At 61.6% G+C, this 18,331-nt stretch carries 17 protein-coding genes; 9 read left to right on the top strand and 8 right to left on the bottom strand.

The window, feature by feature from the left end:
- Positions 1-40 precede the first annotated feature (40 nt).
- Together madL and madM are read left to right on the top strand one after the other, a co-directional pair.
- Positions 41-457 carry a malonate transporter subunit MadL gene (madL, locus tag QMK47_RS27530; protein WP_072405887.1) on the top strand — a complete coding sequence of 139 codons (417 nt, stop codon included), beginning with the start codon at positions 41-43 and terminating at the stop codon, positions 455-457.
- 1 nt (position 458) lies between these two features.
- Positions 459-1,223 (top strand): malonate transporter subunit MadM, encoded by a 765-nt coding sequence (gene madM / locus QMK47_RS27525; protein ID WP_320389573.1) that lies wholly within the window; start codon positions 459-461, stop codon positions 1,221-1,223.
- Positions 1,224-1,334: 111 nt separating this feature from the next.
- Here the strand turns inward: madM and QMK47_RS27520 are convergent, their stop codons facing one another.
- Entirely contained in the window at positions 1,335-2,249 is a 915-nt protein-coding gene (locus QMK47_RS27520) for a LysR substrate-binding domain-containing protein (protein ID WP_014340651.1), read from the bottom strand.
- 252 nt (positions 2,250-2,501) lie between these two features.
- On the opposite strand from QMK47_RS27520, the gene trhA reads away from it, so the two are divergent.
- Positions 2,502-3,119: a PAQR family membrane homeostasis protein TrhA gene (gene trhA, locus QMK47_RS27515; RefSeq protein WP_018609564.1), complete on the top strand. Its 618-nt coding sequence runs from the start codon at positions 2,502-2,504 to the stop codon at positions 3,117-3,119.
- Here the strand turns inward: trhA and QMK47_RS27510 are convergent.
- On the bottom strand, positions 3,116-4,039 hold the full coding sequence (locus QMK47_RS27510) for a LysR family transcriptional regulator (RefSeq protein ID WP_258689604.1): 924 nt from the start codon (positions 4,037-4,039) through the stop codon (positions 3,116-3,118). The two genes, trhA and QMK47_RS27510, sit on opposite strands and share 4 nt — an antisense overlap.
- 105 nt (positions 4,040-4,144) lie before the next feature.
- Between QMK47_RS27510 and QMK47_RS27505 the strand changes: the two genes are divergently transcribed.
- Both QMK47_RS27505 and QMK47_RS27500 read left to right on the top strand, forming a co-directional pair.
- Positions 4,145-5,386 (top strand): D-amino acid dehydrogenase, encoded by a 1,242-nt coding sequence (locus QMK47_RS27505; RefSeq protein WP_253470145.1) that lies wholly within the window; start codon positions 4,145-4,147, stop codon positions 5,384-5,386.
- A gap of 21 nt (positions 5,387-5,407) precedes the next feature.
- Complete coding sequence (locus QMK47_RS27500; protein WP_320389572.1) at positions 5,408-6,310, top strand: transporter substrate-binding domain-containing protein; 903 nt, start codon at positions 5,408-5,410, stop codon at positions 6,308-6,310.
- A gap of 111 nt (positions 6,311-6,421) precedes the next feature.
- On the opposite strand, the gene QMK47_RS27495 is transcribed toward QMK47_RS27500, so the two are convergent.
- Both QMK47_RS27495 and QMK47_RS27490 read right to left on the bottom strand, forming a co-directional pair.
- On the bottom strand, positions 6,422-7,141 hold the full coding sequence (locus QMK47_RS27495) for a 16S rRNA (uracil(1498)-N(3))-methyltransferase (protein WP_253470142.1): 720 nt from the start codon (positions 7,139-7,141) through the stop codon (positions 6,422-6,424).
- A gap of 206 nt (positions 7,142-7,347) precedes the next feature.
- Entirely contained in the window at positions 7,348-8,754 is a 1,407-nt protein-coding gene (locus tag QMK47_RS27490) for an adenosylmethionine--8-amino-7-oxononanoate transaminase (protein ID WP_253470141.1), read from the bottom strand.
- Between the two features lie 247 nt (positions 8,755-9,001).
- On the opposite strand from QMK47_RS27490, the gene QMK47_RS27485 reads away from it, so the two are divergent.
- The 4 genes from QMK47_RS27485 to QMK47_RS27470 all read left to right on the top strand — a co-directional run bounded on the left by QMK47_RS27485 (position 9,002) and on the right by QMK47_RS27470 (position 13,020).
- Positions 9,002-10,756: a flavin monoamine oxidase family protein gene (locus QMK47_RS27485; protein WP_253470140.1), complete on the top strand. Its 1,755-nt coding sequence runs from the start codon at positions 9,002-9,004 to the stop codon at positions 10,754-10,756.
- Positions 10,757-11,168: 412 nt separating this feature from the next.
- Entirely contained in the window at positions 11,169-11,318 is a 150-nt protein-coding gene (locus QMK47_RS27480; RefSeq protein WP_253470139.1) for a hypothetical protein, read from the top strand.
- Between the two features lie 521 nt (positions 11,319-11,839).
- Positions 11,840-12,391 (top strand): cytochrome b, encoded by a 552-nt coding sequence (locus QMK47_RS27475; RefSeq protein WP_253470136.1) that lies wholly within the window; start codon positions 11,840-11,842, stop codon positions 12,389-12,391.
- A 32-nt stretch (positions 12,392-12,423) separates the two neighbouring features.
- Positions 12,424-13,020 (top strand): YceI family protein, encoded by a 597-nt coding sequence (locus tag QMK47_RS27470; protein WP_003206427.1) that lies wholly within the window; start codon positions 12,424-12,426, stop codon positions 13,018-13,020.
- Positions 13,021-13,266: 246 nt separating this feature from the next.
- Here QMK47_RS27470 and QMK47_RS27465 read toward each other — a convergent pair whose 3' ends face one another.
- The 4 genes from QMK47_RS27465 to metF all read right to left on the bottom strand — a co-directional run bounded on the left by QMK47_RS27465 (position 13,267) and on the right by metF (position 18,283).
- Positions 13,267-15,138, bottom strand: a complete 1,872-nt coding sequence (locus QMK47_RS27465) for a DEAD/DEAH box helicase (protein ID WP_253470134.1) — start codon at positions 15,136-15,138, stop codon at positions 13,267-13,269.
- Between the two features lie 266 nt (positions 15,139-15,404).
- Positions 15,405-16,181 (bottom strand): substrate-binding periplasmic protein, encoded by a 777-nt coding sequence (locus QMK47_RS27460; RefSeq protein WP_408980826.1) that lies wholly within the window; start codon positions 16,179-16,181, stop codon positions 15,405-15,407.
- 89 nt (positions 16,182-16,270) lie between these two features.
- The gene (locus tag QMK47_RS27455; RefSeq protein WP_253470132.1) at positions 16,271-17,353 is read right to left on the bottom strand and encodes a hypothetical protein; all 1,083 of its coding nucleotides are present in this window, start codon (positions 17,351-17,353) and stop codon (positions 16,271-16,273) included.
- 84 nt (positions 17,354-17,437) lie between these two features.
- A complete protein-coding gene (gene metF, locus QMK47_RS27450) occupies positions 17,438-18,283 on the bottom strand; it encodes a methylenetetrahydrofolate reductase [NAD(P)H] (protein WP_018605035.1) in 846 nt (281 codons plus the stop codon).
- Between the last annotated feature and the right edge of the window lie 48 nt (positions 18,284-18,331).

Genomic DNA, 18,331 nt, shown 5'->3' with positions numbered 1-18,331 from the left:
AAAACAACAACTTCGACGATGCACTTTGAGGACTACAACAATGATTATTTATGGTGTGGCGCTGTTGGCGATCTGTACGCTGACAGGGGTGATCCTGGGCGACATGCTCGGCGTGTTGCTGGGCGTCAAATCCAATGTGGGCGGGGTCGGCATTGCGATGATCCTGCTGATCTGCGCGCGGTTGTGGACGCAGAAACGCGGCGGCATGACCAAGGATTGCGAGATGGGCGTGGCCTTCTGGGGCGCCATGTACATTCCGGTGGTGGTGGCGATGGCGGCGCAACAGAATGTGGTTACGGCCCTGCACGGCGGCCCGGTGGCGGTGTTGGCGGCCATCGGTTCGGTGGTGCTGTGCGGTTGCACCATCGCGCTGATCAGCCGGACCCACAAAGGCGAACCCTTGCCTGATGAGCCGGCGGAACTGACCCCGCTGGGCACGCCAGCAGGAGGCCGCTGATATGTGGGATCTCATCGAGAAAGGCCTGGGAAATAACGGGTTGATCACGGCGTTCGCGTTCGTGGGCGTGATCATGTGGGTGTCGGTGATACTGTCCAAGCGCCTGACCTATGGACGGATCCACGGTTCGGCGATTGCCATTGTCATCGGCCTGGTATTGGCCTGGGTGGGCGGCACCCTGACCGGCGGGCAAAAAGGCCTGGCGGACCTGTCCCTGTTCTCCGGCATCGGCTTGATGGGCGGGGCGATGTTGCGGGATTTCGCCATCGTCGCCACGGCCTTCGAAGTGCAGGCCACCGAAGCGAGAAAGGCTGGGCTGATTGGCGTCATCGCGCTGCTGCTGGGCACGGTGTTGCCATTCATTGTCGGAGCGAGCATCGCCTGGCTGTTCGGCTATCGCGACGCGGTGAGCATGACCACCATCGGCGCGGGTGCAGTGACTTATATCGTCGGGCCTGTGACCGGGGCCGCGATTGGCGCCACGTCCGATGTGATGGCGTTGTCGATTGCCACCGGCTTGATCAAGGCGATCATCGTGATGGTCGGTACCCCCATGGCAGCGCGCTGGATGGGCCTGGATAACCCGCGCTCGGCCATGGTATTCGGCGGCCTGGCCGGAACCGTGAGTGGCGTGACGGCCGGCCTGGCCGCGACGGACCGGCGGCTGGTGCCGTATGGCGCGTTGACGGCGACGTTCCACACCGGGCTTGGGTGCTTGCTGGGGCCTTCGTTGCTGTACTTCATTGTGCGTGGGATTGTCGGCTAAGCCTGCGCAACGGCGCTGAGCGGGCCGAGCCCATCGCGAGCAAGCTCGCTCCCACAGTTGACCGCGTGTCCCTGTGGGAGCGAGCTTGCTCGCGATGAAGGCAACACGGTCTCACGCCTGGCGATTGGCATACATCCGGCACTCAGCCAGCAGCGCCAGCAGATTCGGATCACGCTCCTTGGCTTTCAGGAACACCACGCCAATGCGCTGTTGTAGCCGATACCTTTCCTGCAACGGGATCAATTTCACCCGGTTTTCATACACCGCCGCAATTCGTCCCGGCAGCAACGCATAGCCCACCCCGGAGCTGACCATGCTCAGCAGGGTGAAGATGTCGTTGACCTGCATCGCCACCTTCGGCTCGAACCCCGCCTGCTTGAACACTCGGATACCGTCCTGGTGCGTGGCAAAACCCTGGGTCAGGGTGATGAACGTCTCGTCACGCACCTCGGCCAGATCGACCTCGCTGCGCTGGGCAAAGGGTGAATCGGCCGGCGTGGCGAGGAAGATGTCGTCGGAAAACAGCTCGATATGCTCGCAGTCCGGGTCGTTCACGCTGTCGTCCAGGGAGATCAGGATCGCGTCCACCTCCATGTTCTTGAGCTTGTACAGCAGGTCGATATTCGAGCCCAGGATCAGGTCGATATTGAGCTCGCTGCGACGGATTTTCAGGCCCATGATCAGTTGTGGCACGGTCTTGACCGTCAACGAATACAGCGAGCCGAGCTTGAAGCGTTCGGCGGAGAAGCCAGCGGCTTCGCGGGTCAGGCGTACGCTTTCGACCACGTCCTGGATCAGCTTCTGCGCCCGCTCTTCGAGCACGTAAGCGCTTTCCAGCGGCGTGAGGTTGCGGCCTTCGTGCTTGAACAACGGGCAGCGCAGGGCGCTCTCCAGCGAGTGAATGGCCCGGTGCACACTGACATTGCTGGTCTGCAACTCGGCTGCCGCCCGCGCCAGGTTGCCGGTGCGCATGAAGGCCAGGAACACCTCGAGTTTCTTCAGGGTCAATTCTTCGTCGATCAGCATGGGACGGACTCTTATTCGTATGGCCCGATTGTGCCCCAATCGGCCTTGGGATGTGATCGTTCCCACGCTCTGCGTGGGAATGCCTCAATGGACGCTCTGCGTCCGCTTCGGGACGCGGAGCATCCCCGGCTGCATTCCCACGCGGAGCGTGGGAACGATCATTAGCCTTGCTTTCACAGCAAGCAAAACATTGCACTTTAAAGCGCCAGGCCTGAGCCTTGGCGTCTGTTCTGGAATGTGAGGTGGGACTGGATGTATCACGGGGAACGACTCAACGCCTGGACGCACTTGGTCGGGGCGGTGGCGGCTTTTATCGGGGCGGTGTGGTTGCTGGTGATTGCCGGGATGGCGGGCGATCCGTGGAAGATCGTCAGCGTGGCGATCTACGGCTTCACCCTGCTGGTGCTGTACAGCGCTTCGACGGTTTACCACAGCGTGCGCGGGCGCAAAAAAGCAATCATGCAGAAGGTCGATCACTTTTCGATCTACCTGCTGATCGCCGGCAGCTATACGCCATTCTGTCTGGTGACGCTGCGCGGGCCGTGGGGCTGGACCTTGTTCGGGATCGTCTGGGGGCTGGCGCTGATCGGGATACTGCAGGAGATCAAGCCGCGCTCCGAAGCGCGGATCCTGTCGATCGTCATCTACGCGGTGATGGGCTGGATCGTGCTGGTGGCGGTCAAGCCGCTGCTGGCGGCCCTGGGCAGCGCCGGGTTTGCCTGGCTGGCCTCGGGCGGCGTGTTGTACACCGTGGGCATTATCTTCTTCGCCCTCGACCATCGGCTGCGCCACGCCCACGGTATCTGGCACCTGTTTGTCATTGCCGGCAGCTTGCTGCACTTCGTGGCAATCCTGTTCTACGTGCTCTAACCACGTTCAGCCACCGCGAACAGGCGATCCAGTTGTGCCTGGGCCTGGCTGGCGAAAATCTCCAGCAACGCGCCGAGGGTGTGCACCGGGGCCTCGTTGGCCCGGGTCACGGCATACAGGGAAATGGGCAGCGGTGGCGACAACGGTCGGATGGCCGTGCGGGTGCTCGAGGCGCCGAGGGCCGTGAACGGGTCGATCACCGCCAGCCCGGCACCAGACTCGACCATGGCCCGGGCCAGTGAATACGTCTGTACAGCGATGCTGATGCGCGGCGGCGGTTCCACGGCCTTGAGATAGCTGTCCAGCCTGGCCGAGAGCGGGTCGGCGCTGGACAGGCCGATCAACGGTGCACCGGCCAGTGCCTGCAACGGCATCGGCTGGCCCACCTGTGCTTCGGTCCAATGCCCGCTTGGCGCCAGGGCCACCAGCACACCGCAGGCAAGGGCCTGGGCCTTGAGTCCCGGATGATCGGGCGGTTGCAGGGTCAGGGCGACGTCGATTTCGCGCATCAACAGGTTCTGCACCAGTTCGCGGCTGTGGGCGCTGGACAACTCGCAGACGATGTCCGGATAGCGCTGCGTCCATTGATGAACCGCCGCCGGCAGCAGCGACAGGGCCAGGGCCGGTGTCGCGCCGATCCGCAGGCTGTGACCCGGCTCGCGCCGCAGGCTCTGGGCGAGGCGCCGGACACCTTGCAGGCTCTCGCTGACCTTATCGACTTCGCGCTCCAGTTCCAGCGCTTCGGGCGTGGCCTGCAACTTGCCGCGTACCCGCAGAAACAACGCAAACCCCAATTGCTGCTCGGCATGCTGCAACACTTTGGTCACCGCCGGTTGCGAAACGTGCAGCAGTTGGGCCGCACCGCTGATGGAGCCGGCCTGGCGGATGGCCTGGAAGATCTCGATATGGCGAAGACGCATGGCGAGCCCATAACCTTTGTTTATAGGGAGTCCATCTTTATTCATTGTTCGAGGCCTGTCACCTGGCCCTAACCTCAAGCCACTGAAAACGGACGTGAGATGGACATGGCTCAGCGGGTTTGCATCATCGGTGGTGGCGTGGTCGGGCTGGCGACGGCTTATGCGCTGGTGCGCGACGGCGTCGAGGTAACCTTGGTGGAGGCCCGGGAGACCTTGGGCAGCGAAACCAGTTTCGCCAACGGTGGCCAGTTGTCTTATCGCTACGTCACCCCGCTGGCGGACGCCGGGGTGCCCTGGCAGGCGCTGGGCTGGATGCTGCGCGGTGATTCGCCGCTCAAGTTGCGACCGCGCCTTGATCCGGCGCAGTGGCGCTGGATGGCCGCGTTCATCGGCGCCTGCCGGAGCTCGGTCAACCGGCGTAACGGCGCCCACCTGTTGCGCCTGGCACTGTTGAGCCAGGCCACCTTGCAGGACTGGCGCGAGCAAGACCGCCTCGACGGTTTCAACTGGCGGCGCAACGGCAAGCTGGTGACATTTCGCGACGCGAGGCATTTCCAGCGTGCGCGGCAGGGGTTGTTGGACAGTGCCCACCAGCAGGTGCTTGGCCCCATCGAGTGCGCGAGCCTGGAACCGGCGCTGGCCGGCGTGCCGTACGTGGGCGGGATCTACACGCCGGCTGAGGAAGTCGCCGATTGCCATGCCTTCTGCCAGCAATTGGCGGCACGTTTGCGGGCTTCGGGGCGTTGCGAGTTCCTGTTGGGGCACCCGGTCAGCGGCATCGAGCACGCCGACGGTGCGGTGCAGGCCATTGTGCTGGACGGGCAGCGGCTGCCGGTGGAGCAACTGGTGATTGCCGCCGGCCACCGCAGCGCAGCGCTCGCATTGCCCGGCGTGCGGATGCCGCTGTATCCGCTCAAGGGCTACAGCTTGACCGCGCCCATTGGCCCACGGCATCGGGCACCGCAGTTGAGCATCACCGACTATGACCGCAAGGTCGTCTACGCGCGCATCGGCGAACAACTGCGCGTTGCGGCGATGGTGGACATCGTCGGTTTCGACCCGGCGCCGGACCCCAAGCGCCTGGCCCTGATCAAGCGCCAGGCCTTGGAAACCTTCCCTCTGGGTGGGGATTATTCGCGTGCCGTCGAATGGGCCGGCATGCGCCCGGCGACCCCCAGCGGCGTGCCGCTGATCGGCGCCACCGGCTACCGTAACCTGTGGCTCAACCTCGGCCATGGGGCCTTGGGCTTTACCCTGGCGTGTGGCAGCGCTCGCTTGCTCAGCGAGCTGATCGGCCAGCACACGCCTTCCATCGACTTGCAGGGCCTGACGCCCCGCGCCGCCTGACCCACCCAACGGAGAATAACAATGCAAAAAATCACGTTGATCGGCTGCACCCTGAGCCTGTTGTTAAGCGTCCAGGCCCATGCCAATGAAGCCCCCCCGGTTGGCACACTGGGCAAGATCGCCAGCACCCGGAGCATTACCCTGGGCTATCGCGATGCTTCGGTACCGTTTTCCTACGTCGGTGACAGCAGCGGCCAACCGATGGGTTACTCGGTGGAACTGGCGGGCAAGGTTGTCGAGCGCATCAAGACCCAACTGGCGTTGCCGCAACTGAACGTGAAGTACAACCTGGTCACGTCCCAGACCCGCATTCCACTGGTGCAGAACGGCACCGTGGACCTGGAGTGCGGCTCTACCGGGGTGACGGCCGAGCGGCAGAAGCAAGTGGCGTTTTCCTACGGCTTCATCTACGTGAAGGGCCAGTTGCTGACGGCCAAGGACAGCGGTATCCACAGCTTCGCCGACCTGCGCGGCAAGAACGTGGTGACCACCGCCGGCACCACCAATGAACGCTTCCTGAAAAGCTACAACCAGGACAACAAGGCCGACATGTTCATCATCAGCGCCAAGGACCACGGCGAATCCTTCCAGATGCTCGAGACAGGCCGGGCGGCGGCGTTCTACATGGATGATGCGTTGCTATACGGCGAACGGGCCAAGGCTCGCGACCCGCACAAATGGGTGGTGGTGGGGCAAGAGCAATCGCGGGAAATCTACAGCTGCATGGTGCGCAAGGACGACCCGCAATTCCTGGCGCTGGTCAACGCGACCCTGGCCGATTTGTATAAGTCGGGAGAGATCAACGACATTTACGACCGTTGGTTCCAGAAACCGATCCCACCCAAGGGCCTGAACCTGGAATTCCCGATGACCAGCGAGTTGAAGGCGATCATTGCCAAGCCCACTAGCGAGCCGGTGCAGTAGGCCTGTGGGAGCGAGCTTGCTCGCGAAAGCGCCGGATCAGTCAGCATCGATGTTGACTGACCCACTGCTATCGCGAGCAAGCTCGCTCCCACATGGGGTTTATATCCGACTTCAGAAATCCCCCCACAACTGCTGCGCCACCGCCAGTGCCACCACCGGCGCGGTTTCGGTGCGCAGCACGCGAGGGCCGAGGCGGGCGGCGTGGTAGCCGGCGGTCTTGGCCTGTTCGACTTCGGCGTCCGACAAACCGCCTTCAGGACCAATCAGGAACGCCAGCGTCGACGGTTTGTCATGGCTGACCAGCGGCTCGGCCACCGGATGCAGCACCAGTTTGAGCGCGGCCTCGGTCTGCTTCAGCCAGTCGGCCAGCAGCAGGGGCGGGTGGATGATCGGCACGCTCGAGCGCCCGCATTGCTCGCAGGCGCTGATTGCCACCTGGCGCCAGTGCAGCAGGCGCTTGTCGGCGCGCTCGTCCTTGAGACGCACTTCGCAGCGTTCGCTGAAAATCGGCGTGATCTCGTTGACGCCCAGCTCCGTGGCTTTCTGGATCGCCCAATCCATGCGCTCGCCTCGGGACAGGCCTTGGCCGAGGTGAATGCGCAGCGGCGATTCAGGCTGTCCGGCGAACTGCTCGTCCAATTGCACCCGCACGCGTTTCTTGCCGACCTCGGCCAGGGTGCCGCGAAACTCCTGGCCCGAGCCATCGAACACCTGCACCGCATCGCCCTCGGCCATGCGCAGCACCCGGCCGATGTAGTGGGCCTGGGCTTCAGGCAGTTCGTGGTCGCCGAGGCTCAGGGGCGCGTCGATGAAGAAGCGGGACAGTCTCATGCTGAATCTCTGGAAAAGTTAAATGTGTAGGAGCTGTGTAGGAGCTGACGAGTGCAACGAGGCTGCGATCTTTCCCCAAACACTTGAGTCTCAAGCGAAAGATCAAAAGATCGCAGGCTTCGCCAGCTCCTACAGAGTCCCGCGGTGCGGTGCGACGTTTCGCTAAATCCCCTCACCACAACAGTGTTTCAACAGAAAGCCGGGATTCAGCCCGGATCGCGATAACCCGGGTGGAAGTCCTTCGGCACCGCCACGCTGACCTTGTCCCGGGTGGCAATGTCGATGCCTTCGCTGGCCACTTCGGCCAGGAAATCGATCTGCTCGGGGGTAATGACATACGGCGGCAGGAAATACACCACGCTGCCCAGCGGACGCAGCAAGGCACCGCGCTCCAAGGCATGCTGGAACACGCTCAGGCCGCGCCGTTCCTGCCACGGATAAGCGGTTTTGCTGGCCTTGTCCTTGACCATCTCGATGGCCAGCACCATGCCGGTCTGGCGCACTTCGGCGACGTTCGGGTGATCGGCCAGGTGCGCGGTGGCGCTCGCCATGCGCTGGGCCAGGGCCTGGTTGTTTTCGATGACGTTGTCTTCTTCGAAGATATCCAGCGTCGCCAGGGCCGCCGCGCAGGCCAGCGGGTTGCCGGTGTAGCTGTGGGAGTGCAGGAAGGCGCGCAGGGTCGGGTAGTCGTCGTAGAACGCGCTGTAGACCTCGTCGGTGGTCACGCATACGGCCAGCGGCAGGTAACCGCCGGTCAGGGCCTTGGACAGGCAGAGGAAATCTGGCGTGATGCCGGCCTGCTCACAGGCGAACATCGTCCCGGTACGGCCAAAGCCGACGGCGATTTCGTCGTGGATCAGGTGCACGCCATAGCGATCGCAGGCCTCGCGCAGCAACTTCAGGTACACCGGGTGGTACATGCGCATGCCGCCGGCGCCCTGGATCAGCGGTTCGACGATCACTGCCGCCACCGTGTCGTGGTGCTCGGCCAGGGTCTGTTCCATGGCCGCGAACATGTTGCGCGAATGTTCTTCCCAACCCATGCCTTCAGGGCGGTGGTAGCAGTCGGGGCTCGGCACCTTGATCGTGTCCAGCAGCAACGCCTTGTAGGTTTCAGTGAACAACGGCACATCGCCCACCGACATCGCCGCGATGGTTTCGCCGTGGTAACTGTTGCTCAGGGTGACGAAGCGCTTCTTGTCCGGCCGGCCGCGATTGATCCAGTAGTGGAAGCTCATCTTCATCGCCACTTCGATGCAGGACGAGCCGTTATCGGAGTAGAAACACCGGGTCAGGCCTTCGGGCGTCATCTTCACCAGGCGCTCGGACAGCTCGATCACCGGCTGGTGGCTGAAGCCGGCGAGAATCACATGCTCCAACTGATCGACCTGGTCCTTGATACGCTGGTTGATGCGCGGATTGGCGTGGCCAAACACGTTGACCCACCAGGAGCTGACGGCATCGAGATAGCGCTTGCCTTCGAAATCTTCCAGCCACACGCCTTCACCGCGCTTGATGGGGATCAGCGGCAGCTGTTCGTGGTCTTTCATCTGGGTGCAGGGATGCCATAGCACCGCGAGGTCGCGTTGCATCCACTGGTTATTCAGGCCCATTTACAGTCTCCTCGAGGCGGCTCGCGGCGGGCGCGGGCAAAACAATCGCGCAAGCCTATGCAATGGCGGCCCTGGGGACAACCCATTGTGTCATTCCCACTACTTTGAACGAGGCGATAGACGTCGCTGGCGGCGTTTTGATGGCTGACGTATTCTTCGCCGTTCCCTGAGCCGACTGGCTCGAAAAACCGAGAGCCGCCTGGCTCGAAAACTGAAATTTCCTACGTTTTAATCCGGAGTTCGTTGAATGTCTGCTGGTTGGCTGCGCGCCTGTGCGCTGGTGATGATAGGGCTGTTCAGCGTTTCGGCGCTGGCCAAGGACAAACAACCGACGGCCATCGTGATTGGCGGCGGCCTGGCGGGGCTCACCGCAGCCTACGAGTTGCAGAACAAAGGCTGGGCCGTGACGCTGCTGGAAGCCAAGCCGGACCTGGGCGGTCGTTCGGGCATGGCCACCAGCGAGTGGATCGGCAACGAGAAGACCCAGCCGGTGCTGAACAAATACGTCTCCACATTCAAGCTGGGCACCACGCCGGCGCCGGAGTTCGTGCGTACCCCCAGCTATCTGATCGACGGCACCTACTTCACCGCCGCGGACCTGGCGACCAAACAGCCGGCCACCGCCGAAGCCCTCAAGCGCTACGAAACCACCCTGGACGACCTGGCGCGCTCCATCGAAGACCCGCAGAACCCGGCGGCGACCAGCACGCTGCATGCGCTGGACCAGATCACTGTGTCCAACTGGCTCGACCGTCTGCAACTGCCGGCCACGGCGCGGCAGTTGGTGAACCAAGAGATTCGCACCCGCTATGACGAACCTTCGCGTCTGTCGCTGCTGTATTTCGCCCAGCAGAACCGCGTCTATCGCGGCGTGTCCGACCGTGACCTGCGGGCCTCGCGCCTGCTCGGCGGCAGCCAGGTCCTGGCCCAGGCGTTCGTCAAGCAACTGAAAACCATCAAGACCAATTCGCCCGTGTCGGCCATCTCCCAGGACAAGGACGGGGTGACCGTCAAGGTTGGCGCCGTTGGCTACCAGGCTGACTACGTGGTGCTGGCCGTGCCCCTGCGGGCCCTGAACAAGATCCAGTTGACCCCGGCCCTGGACGCCCAGCATCAAGGCGCGATCAAGGGCACCAACTACGGCTGGCGCGACCAGATCATGCTCAAGTTCAAGACCCCGGTCTGGGACAGCAAGGCGCGCATGTCGGGTGAGATCTACAGCAATGCCGGCCTGGGCATGATGTGGATCGAACCGGCCTTGAAGGGCGGTGCCAACGTGGTCATCAACCTGTCCGGCGACAACGCCCGGGTGATGCAGGCCTTCGGCGACAAGCAGATGGTCGATCAGGTACTGATCCGCCTGCACGCGTTTTATCCACAGGCCCGTGGCGCGTTCACCGGCTACGAAATCCGCCGCTACAGCACCGACCCGTCCATGGGTGGCGCGTACCTGGCCTTTGGCCCGGGCCAGATCAGCAAGTACTGGCGCCTGTGGGAAAAGCCACTGCAGCGCGTAGCCTTTGCCGGTGAACACACCGACACCCTGTATCCGGGCACCCTGGAAGGCGCGCTGCGCAGCGGCCAGCGGGCCGCCAGCCAGGTTGAAGACCTGGCGGCGGGCAAGTCGTTTGAACCTCCTAAGGTCGCGCCTGCTGCAACGGCGGCGGCTGGTGCAGTGGCGGCGAAGAAGGGCAACTTCTTCAGCAACCTGTTTGGTGGCTCGGACGATGACAAGAAGCCAGAGCCGGTCAAGGCACCGGAACCGGTAGCGCCGGCTCCAGCACCTGCACCCGCTCCTGCGCCGGCACCGGTGGAACCACCTGCACCAGCCCCGGCAAAGGTTGAGCCAGCCAAGAAAGCAGCGGCCAAACCAGCGGCGAAAAAACCAGCGGCCAAGACCCCGGCTAAAAAAGCGCCAGTGAAGAAAGCCACTCCGGCGAAGAAACCGGCGGCCAAGCCGGCAGCGACAACGCCGGCGGCGACTGAGACGAAGGCTCAGTAACGATCAGGTGGAAAGAACGCGGCTCAAGGGCCGCGTTTTTTTATCCAGCATCAAGCGTACCGGCGGCGCCACTCAAAGCCCGGCATCGCTTAATAAGCGCTACGTCCTACACGTCTTGGCGATATATCGGAAACTTCCCACCCTTTAACCGGAAGCAGGCGATAGCCCGCACCAAGCCACAAATCTAGGCTCCTCCAAAAACAGGAGCGCGTATGAAAATACTAATGGCAGTGGTCGTATTGGCTTCGATATATGGATGTGTGTATGGCGAATGCCGAGATCCTTTGACGATTCCGATGATTCCAAAAATAGATCCGCAGCTAGCACACAAATGCTCCATCGATCCATATAGGCCTGAGTGCTCGGTAAACTAATAATTCAAAATTTCCACCTCGTGAAAGCTGGAGTTAACATGAAATTGATAGCGGCTTTAATGCTATTGGCAGTATTCGGTGTCAGTGGTTGCACTGCTGATGGCCGTATGGTGCTGAAAAAGCACGATCCTCAATTAGTTTATAGATGCGACATGGATCCTTACCGGCCTGAGTGCGTCAATAAGTGACTCTAGAGAGGCGGCAGCGAAAACGACCAAGTTTTAATTTCAAAGTTCTCAAATAAAGTTTTGACCCGCTCAATCGGAACCGCCCATTGCTGGATTTTAGATATTGCCCCGGGGACATTGTTTGATTAGGCGGTAGTTGCGGCGAGCCGCTAGCTTTGAAAGGGGTATAACGAACAGCCATTTTGTTCACCTTGTTCAATGAGTTGTTGAGTGCTCATTTGATCAAGGGTAAAAGTGGAAATGGCGATACATATATATTGCATGGCAAAAATAGTTGGGCGGCGGTGACAGCCCCAGCGTGGTCTCCTGTGGGAGCGAGCCTGCTCGCGATGAGGTCCATGCAGGCCCCTAAAGGCTGCCTGACCCCCTCGCCATCACCCACCGTTTCCCCTTTAATCTTTCCTTAACCCACCCCCTCCAGACTGATGATCGTATTTCTCGATATTTCAAAGCGAAATTTTCCGCTTTAAATCGATAGATAACTCGCTAGTCTTGATCGCAGTTTTTACAGGAAATGAGCAATGCAGCTACGCAACTCTTCTTCTCGCTATGGCTGGGTCAGTATCGCTTTGCACTGGGGTGTTGCGCTGGCGGTCTATGGGTTGTTTGCCCTGGGCCTGTGGATGGTTGGCCTGGATTACTACAGCACCTGGCGCAAAGACGCACCGGACCTGCACAAGAGCATTGGCCTGGTGCTACTGGCGGTCATGCTGCTGCGGGTGATCTGGCGCGTTGTCAGCCCGCCGCCACCGACCCTGCCAACCTATGGCCGCCTGACCCGCGTCGGCGCCAAGCTCGGTCATAGCGCACTGTATCTCGGGTTGTTCGCCGTGATGATTGCCGGTTACCTGATTTCCACCGCAGACGGTGTCGGGATCCCGGTGTTTGGTTTGTTTGAAGTACCCGCGCTGGTGTCCGGACTGCCCGATCAGGCAGACGTCGCTGGCCAGATTCACCTCTACCTGGCGTGGGCGTTGGTAATTTTCTCCGGCCTTCATGCGTTGGCAGCATTGAAACACCACTTTATCGACCGTGACGCGACCCTCAAGCGAATGCTGGGGCGCCAAGCCTGATGTTCAACCTCGACTCCAAAGGAATAGAAAGCATGTTGAAAAAGACGCTCGCCGCCCTGGCAATCGGTTCTGCCCTGTTGTCAGCCGGCCAGGCCATGGCTGCTGACTACGTGGTTGACAAGGAAGGCCAGCACGCCTTCGTCGACTTCAAGATCAGCCACCTGGGCTATAGCTACATCACCGGTACCTTCAAGGACATCGACGGCAAGTTCAGCTTTGACGCCGCCAAGCCTGAGGCCAGCAAGATCGAGTTCAACGTACGTACCGCCAGTGTGTTCACCAACCACGCCGAGCGCGACAAGCACATCGCCAGCAAGGACTTCCTGGACGTAGGCAAGTTCGCCGATGCCAAGTTCGTGTCCACCAGCGTCAAGTCCACCGGCAAGAACGCTGATGGTAAAGACACTGCAGACGTGACGGGTGACCTGACGCTGCACGGCGTGACCAAGCCAATCGTGGTCAAGGCCACGTTCCTGGGCGAAGGCAAGGATCCATGGGGCGGCTACCGTGCTGGCTTCGAGGGCACCACCAGCATCAAGCGTTCCGACTTCGGCAAGATGATGGACCTGGGCCCACAATCCGACGCCGTTGAGCTGTACATCTCGTTTGAAGGTGTCAAAGCGAAGTAACCTTCGCAGTGACAAAAAACGCCCCTGGTCTTGCGATCAGGGGCGTTTTTTATTGCGCGGATTCCGGCAACACACAGATCCTCTGTGGGAGCGAGCTTGCTCGCGATTGCGCCGGATCAGCCATACAGATATTGACTGACCCAACGCTATCGCGAGCAGGCTCGCTCCCACGGGGTTAGATCGGTATCACCCAAAAAAAAGCCCCAGGTCGCGAGACCCGGGGCATTTTTCAAGGCTTGGAAAAACTCAGCGATTGCGCGTCAGCAATGCCGGTTTTTCGCCCCGTGGACGGCTTGGCAGTTGATCCAGCTGTTCAGGCGTCGGGAAGCGATCGGCTTTCGACTCCTTGTGCATGATCTTCGGCTGGCTGCCGCGCGGGTTCTGCACGGCGGGTTCCTGACGAGGCTGGTCGTCATGGGCCGGGCGGCGCGGGCGGGTGTCATCGCGACGAGCCTGGCCGTCACGCGGGGCACCGTTGCGTGGGCCGCTGCGCTTGGCCGGTGGCGTGCCGGTAGACGAGCCGTTGCTGTTGCGCGGACCATTCTGGCGGCCTTGTGGCTGGCCACTGCGCGGCGCGCCTGCAGTTGCACCCTGTGCCGGGGCACCCGGGCGACGACCACGGCCCTGGGCCGGTTTCTGCTGTGGCACGTAGTCGACGCGGTTACCGAAGTTGTCGACGTCGTCATCCAGGAACTCGTCCGGGGCACGATCGGCTGCGGCGCGCGGGGCTGGACGCTGCTGTTCACGGGCTGGCGTGCCTTCGCGGGGCTTCTGTTCGCGGGCTGGGCGTTCGCCGCGGCCATTGCTGTTGCTGGCCGATTTTTCCTTGCCCTTGTCCTTGCCTTTGTCTTTGCGGCCGCCACCACCACCACCGCCGCCATTCGGACCGTCGCCGCGTGGGCCACGGGCATTGCGCGGATTGCGCACGTCCGGACGTTCGCGCACTTCAGGCTTCTCGGCCTCGATGGTGCTGGCATCGAAGCCCATCAGGTCGCCGTCGGCAATTTTCTGCTTGGTCATGCGCTCGATGCTTTTGAGCAGTTTTTCTTCGTCCGGTGCGACCAGCGAGATCGCTTCGCCCGAGCGACCGGCCCGGCCGGTGCGGCCGATACGGTGCACGTAGTCTTCATCGACGTTCGGCAGTTCGAAGTTGACCACGTGAGGCAGCTGGTCGATGTCCAGGCCACGGGCCGCGATGTCGGTGGCCACGAGGATGCGCACTTCGCCGGCCTTGAAGTCGGCGAGGGCTTTGGTGCGGGCGTTCTGGCTCTTGTTACCGTGGATCGCCACAGCCGGCAGGCCGTGCTTGTCCAGGTACTCGGCCAGGCGATTGGCGCCGTGCTTGGTGCGGGTGAACACCAGGACCTGTTCCCAGGCGCCGGCGGTAATCAGGTGCGCCAGCAGGGCGCGCTTGTGGCTGGCCGGCAGGCGGAAGACGCGTTGCTCGATGCGCTCGACCGTGGTGTTCGGTGGCGTGACTTCGATGCGCTCCGGGTTGTGCAGCAGCTTGCCAGCCAGGTCGGTGATGTCCTTGGAGAACGTCGCCGAAAACAGCAGGTTCTGACGCTTGGCGGGCAGGCGAGCGAGGACTTTCTTCACGTCATGGACAAAGCCCATGTCGAGCATGCGGTCGGCTTCGTCCAGCACGAGGATTTCCACGTGGGACAAATCGACGCTGCCCTGGCCGGCCAGGTCCAGCAGGCGGCCGGGGCAGGCAACCAGTACATCGACGCCACGGGACATGGCCTGGACTTGGGGGTTCATGCCCACGCCGCCAAAAATGCAGGCGCTGACGAACTTCAGGTCGCGAGCGTAGACCTTGAAGCTCTCGTGTACCTGGGCCGCCAGTTCGCGGGTTGGGGTCAGGACCAGTACGCGCGGTTGGCGCGGACCATGACGCTGGGACTTGTCTGGGTGACCGTTGGGGAACAACCGCTCCAGGATCGGAAGGGCGAAACCGCCGGTTTTACCAGTACCTGTCTGCGCCGCGACCATCAGGTCACGACCTTGCAACACGGCGGGAATGGCCCGCTGTTGCACCGGGGTAGGCTGGGTATAGCCGGCGGCTTCGATGGCGCCGACTAAAGCCTCGGAGAGACCGAGGGAAGCAAAGGACATGAGTAATCCTGTTTTAGTGAGGGCCTGGCCCAATGGGATAGTCTTGCCTGGCGCGAATGACGTTCAACAAAAAGACGTCATCCCGTCCGGTCCTGCCGGGCCTCGAAGGCGGATCCGGACAAGGCTCGCGCGGGCCGTAGGCGGCGCTGTAGCGGTGTCGGGATGCCTTTTGCAAGGCCGGGCGTCCGGGCGTGAGCCTGGCGGGAAGGCCGGAGTATAACAGAGCAAACGCCGTGCGCCGCTTTCCTGCTGCTCAACGGTTTATTTCAACGTTGACCCAGGTCCGGCGAGATGACCTTGGCCACTGGGCCGGCACCGTAGCGGGCGCTCAGTTCGGCATAGGCGGGTTCGCGCTTGAAACGCTTGAGTTCGGCACTGAAGCGTTGCACCAGCAAATCCATCCCGGCGTTGCGCCGCACCGCCAGGTATTGGCTTTGGCGGCTCACGACCGTCGGGTTTTCGGTGATCTGGTCGCCCAACTGCATTTGTTCGAGTACATATCGGCCCACCCTGCGGTCGGTGATGAGCAGGTCGATGCGTCCCAGCTGCAACTTGCCGAAATTGGCTTCGTGGGTGGGCGCCGTTTCCCGGGTGAACAGGGTCGACTCACTGAAGGCCTGGCTGTAGAGATAACCGGGTGAGGTGCCGACGGTCAGGCCGCCCAGGTCATCAAGTGTGCGAAACGGATGGGGCCGGGCATTGGCGTAGAACATCACGAACTCTACGTCCGACAGCGGTTCGCTGGGGTAAAGCAGCATGGAATCGCGTTCATCGCTGTGGAAAATGTCCAGCGCACCGTCCGCCAATCCCTGCTCCAGCATCACCAGGCAACGCTTCCACGGCAGGAACTGCCATTCCACGTCGATACCCAGGCGCTTGAAGACGATGGCCGTGGTTTCGTAGTCCAGGCCCAGCATCTTGCCGTTTTCTTCGTAGACATACGGGGCCCAGGGTTCGGTGACAATGCGCAACTTCTCGGCCCGGGCAACCATGCTCAGGCACAAGAGAAGAAGGGCGGTCAGCAGCTGGACAATGACGGGCATGGCCTGAGGTTACGACGAGAGCTCATCAAATAGCTAGAGCGCTCTGGCCTGCGCCCTAGTGGCAACTAACGAACTAACCACACAGGCCACTAATTGCCCTTCGCCTGCATCAGGTGCTCGTAGATGGCTTCGCGGCGCTGGCCCAGTACCAGGCGAATCAGTGGATGATTGAACCAGCGCTTGAGCTCATGGTCGTGCAATGGTTTTTTCAGCCGCTGTTCGACGTTCTCCAGGGCCTTTTCCCACCAGACCGGGGCGCAGGCTTGATCGAACTGGTTGGTGTGGCGATAGCAGCCGTAGAGGATCTCGCGCATGAATTGGCGTTTATGGCTGGGCAGTGCCAGGGTGATGAACTTGTAGGCCAGGCGCTGGAGGCCCGGCGGCCGGGGCAGCGTCGCAGTCACTTGGCCGGTTTCATCCAGAGCCTGTTGGCAGACCGGCGCGTCACGGTGTTTGTCGAGCCAGGCTTTGGTCTTGGCGCGGAACAGTTGCTTGCGGCTCCAGTAATGATGGATCAGATCCGGGCATTCGCGCACCTGCACCGAGCGATAGGCGGCCACCGAAAGGCAGAACTCTTCGAGTGTGTAGGCACCCTGCGCCAATGGATACAGTTCATCCATCAGGGCGATCGAGCGATCCAGGACTGACGCATCGGCGCAGTTGAGCCCAATGACCCCCGAGTTCAACAAGGGCATGTCGTCGTCTGCCAATTGCCGCTGGCGCAGTGTGTCGGCCAGTGTCTGGTACAGACCGGCATCCTTGTTGGCGCCATAATTCATGCCGAAGGCGTTGCACAGCAGCGTGCCAGGCTGCACACGGCGGAACAGTTCGAGGGGCGAGCAGTGGAAAAAAGTGTCGGTGTCGATCAGCAGCGCCACTTCGGCTTCTTCAAGGACTTTCTGCATCACCACATGCTTGGCGCGGAAATGATAACCGTAGGGTTCGATCCAGGCCTGGCGGGTCTCGTTGTCCAACGGGCGCAAACGCACTGGCAGCCCTTCGTACGGCGTGGGATTGTCGGTGAATACCTGGATATCCAATGCTTCGTCCGGCGTCTTGCGCAGGCCGGCCACCGCGCTGGCGATGCTGAACAATGCTTCCTGGTGATAGGTTTCGGCCCCGTAGACCAGGTAAATGAGTTGTGGGGTCGTTAGCCTGTGACCATTAGGCATCTATTGCAATCCTCCGGATTTCCTTGCTTAAAAAAAAGGCCTTGGTTTTCGCCAAGGCCTCTTTGTACCACCGCATTAAGTCATTCAGCGCGGCAGCTTGAGGTTGTTCCATACCGCGAGGCTGGGTTCGGCCTGGTTAAGGGTATAGAAATGCAGCCCCGGTGCACCACCTTGTAACAAACGCTCACACATTTGCGTGATGACTTCCTCGCCAAAGCTTTGGATGCTGGAGGAGTCGTCGCCGTAGGCTTCCAACTGCTTGCGGATCCAGCGTGGGATTTCTGCACCGCACGCGTCGGAGAAGCGCGCCAGCTTGCTGTAGTTGGTGATCGGCATGATCCCCGGCACCACAGGAATGTCGACGCCCAACTGGCGTATGCGCTCGACGAAGTAGAAATAACTGTCGGCGTTGAAGAAGTACTGGGTGATCGCGCTGCTGGCGCCAGCGTTGGCCTTGCGCACGAAGTTGCGCAGATCGTCTTCGAAATTGCGCGCCTGTGGGTGCATTTCCGGATACGCAGCCACTTCGATGTGGAAGTGATCGCCGGTTTCTTCACGAATGAACTCTACCAGTTCGTTGGCGTGGCGCAGCTCGCCGCTGGCCATGCCCATGCCTGACGGCAGGTCGCCGCGCAGGGCAACGATGCGCTTGATGCCGGCGGCCTTGTACTGGGTCAGCAGGCTTCGCAGGTCGTCCTTGCTGTCACCCACGCAAGACAGGTGAGGGGCGGCCGGGACTTTGACTTCGCTTTCAAGCTGCAACACGGTGTTCAGGGTGCGGTCACGGGTCGAGCCGCCGGCGCCATAGGTGCAGGAGAAGAAGTCGGGGTTGTAGCTGGCCAACTGACGGGCAGTGGCGATCAGTTTTTCATGCCCAGCATCGGTCTTCGTCGGGAAGAACTCGAAGCTGTAGCGACGGTCTTGGGACATGGTCATATCCTTGGAAACTCGTAAGCCGGAGAGGCCTGCACAAGCCTT

Source organism: Pseudomonas sp. P9_35 (genome assembly GCF_034008205.1).
Lineage (GTDB): Bacteria > Pseudomonadota > Gammaproteobacteria > Pseudomonadales > Pseudomonadaceae > Aquipseudomonas > Aquipseudomonas kilonensis.
This window is presented reverse-complemented; position numbering and strand designations above follow the sequence as displayed.

Excerpts from the sequence above, each read along its gene's own strand:
- madL (WP_072405887.1), top strand. The coding sequence starts at position 41 with ATGATTATTTATGGTGTGGCGCTGTTGGCGATCTGTACGCTGACAGGG.
- madM (WP_320389573.1), top strand. The coding sequence starts at position 459 with ATGTGGGATCTCATCGAGAAAGGCCTGGGAAATAACGGGTTGATCACG.
- QMK47_RS27520 (WP_014340651.1), bottom strand. The coding sequence starts at position 2,249 with ATGCTGATCGACGAAGAATTGACCCTGAAGAAACTCGAGGTGTTCCTG.
- trhA (WP_018609564.1), top strand. The coding sequence starts at position 2,502 with ATGTATCACGGGGAACGACTCAACGCCTGGACGCACTTGGTCGGGGCG.
- QMK47_RS27510 (WP_258689604.1), bottom strand. The coding sequence starts at position 4,039 with ATGCGTCTTCGCCATATCGAGATCTTCCAGGCCATCCGCCAGGCCGGC.
- QMK47_RS27505 (WP_253470145.1), top strand. The coding sequence starts at position 4,145 with ATGGCTCAGCGGGTTTGCATCATCGGTGGTGGCGTGGTCGGGCTGGCG.
- QMK47_RS27500 (WP_320389572.1), top strand. The coding sequence starts at position 5,408 with ATGCAAAAAATCACGTTGATCGGCTGCACCCTGAGCCTGTTGTTAAGC.
- QMK47_RS27495 (WP_253470142.1), bottom strand. The coding sequence starts at position 7,141 with ATGAGACTGTCCCGCTTCTTCATCGACGCGCCCCTGAGCCTCGGCGAC.
- QMK47_RS27490 (WP_253470141.1), bottom strand. The coding sequence starts at position 8,754 with ATGGGCCTGAATAACCAGTGGATGCAACGCGACCTCGCGGTGCTATGG.
- QMK47_RS27485 (WP_253470140.1), top strand. The coding sequence starts at position 9,002 with ATGTCTGCTGGTTGGCTGCGCGCCTGTGCGCTGGTGATGATAGGGCTG.
- QMK47_RS27480 (WP_253470139.1), top strand. The coding sequence starts at position 11,169 with ATGAAATTGATAGCGGCTTTAATGCTATTGGCAGTATTCGGTGTCAGT.
- QMK47_RS27475 (WP_253470136.1), top strand. The coding sequence starts at position 11,840 with ATGCAGCTACGCAACTCTTCTTCTCGCTATGGCTGGGTCAGTATCGCT.
- QMK47_RS27470 (WP_003206427.1), top strand. The coding sequence starts at position 12,424 with ATGTTGAAAAAGACGCTCGCCGCCCTGGCAATCGGTTCTGCCCTGTTG.
- QMK47_RS27465 (WP_253470134.1), bottom strand. The coding sequence starts at position 15,138 with ATGTCCTTTGCTTCCCTCGGTCTCTCCGAGGCTTTAGTCGGCGCCATC.
- QMK47_RS27460 (WP_408980826.1), bottom strand. The coding sequence starts at position 16,181 with ATGCCCGTCATTGTCCAGCTGCTGACCGCCCTTCTTCTCTTGTGCCTG.
- QMK47_RS27455 (WP_253470132.1), bottom strand. The coding sequence starts at position 17,353 with ATGCCTAATGGTCACAGGCTAACGACCCCACAACTCATTTACCTGGTC.
- metF (WP_018605035.1), bottom strand. The coding sequence starts at position 18,283 with ATGTCCCAAGACCGTCGCTACAGCTTCGAGTTCTTCCCGACGAAGACC.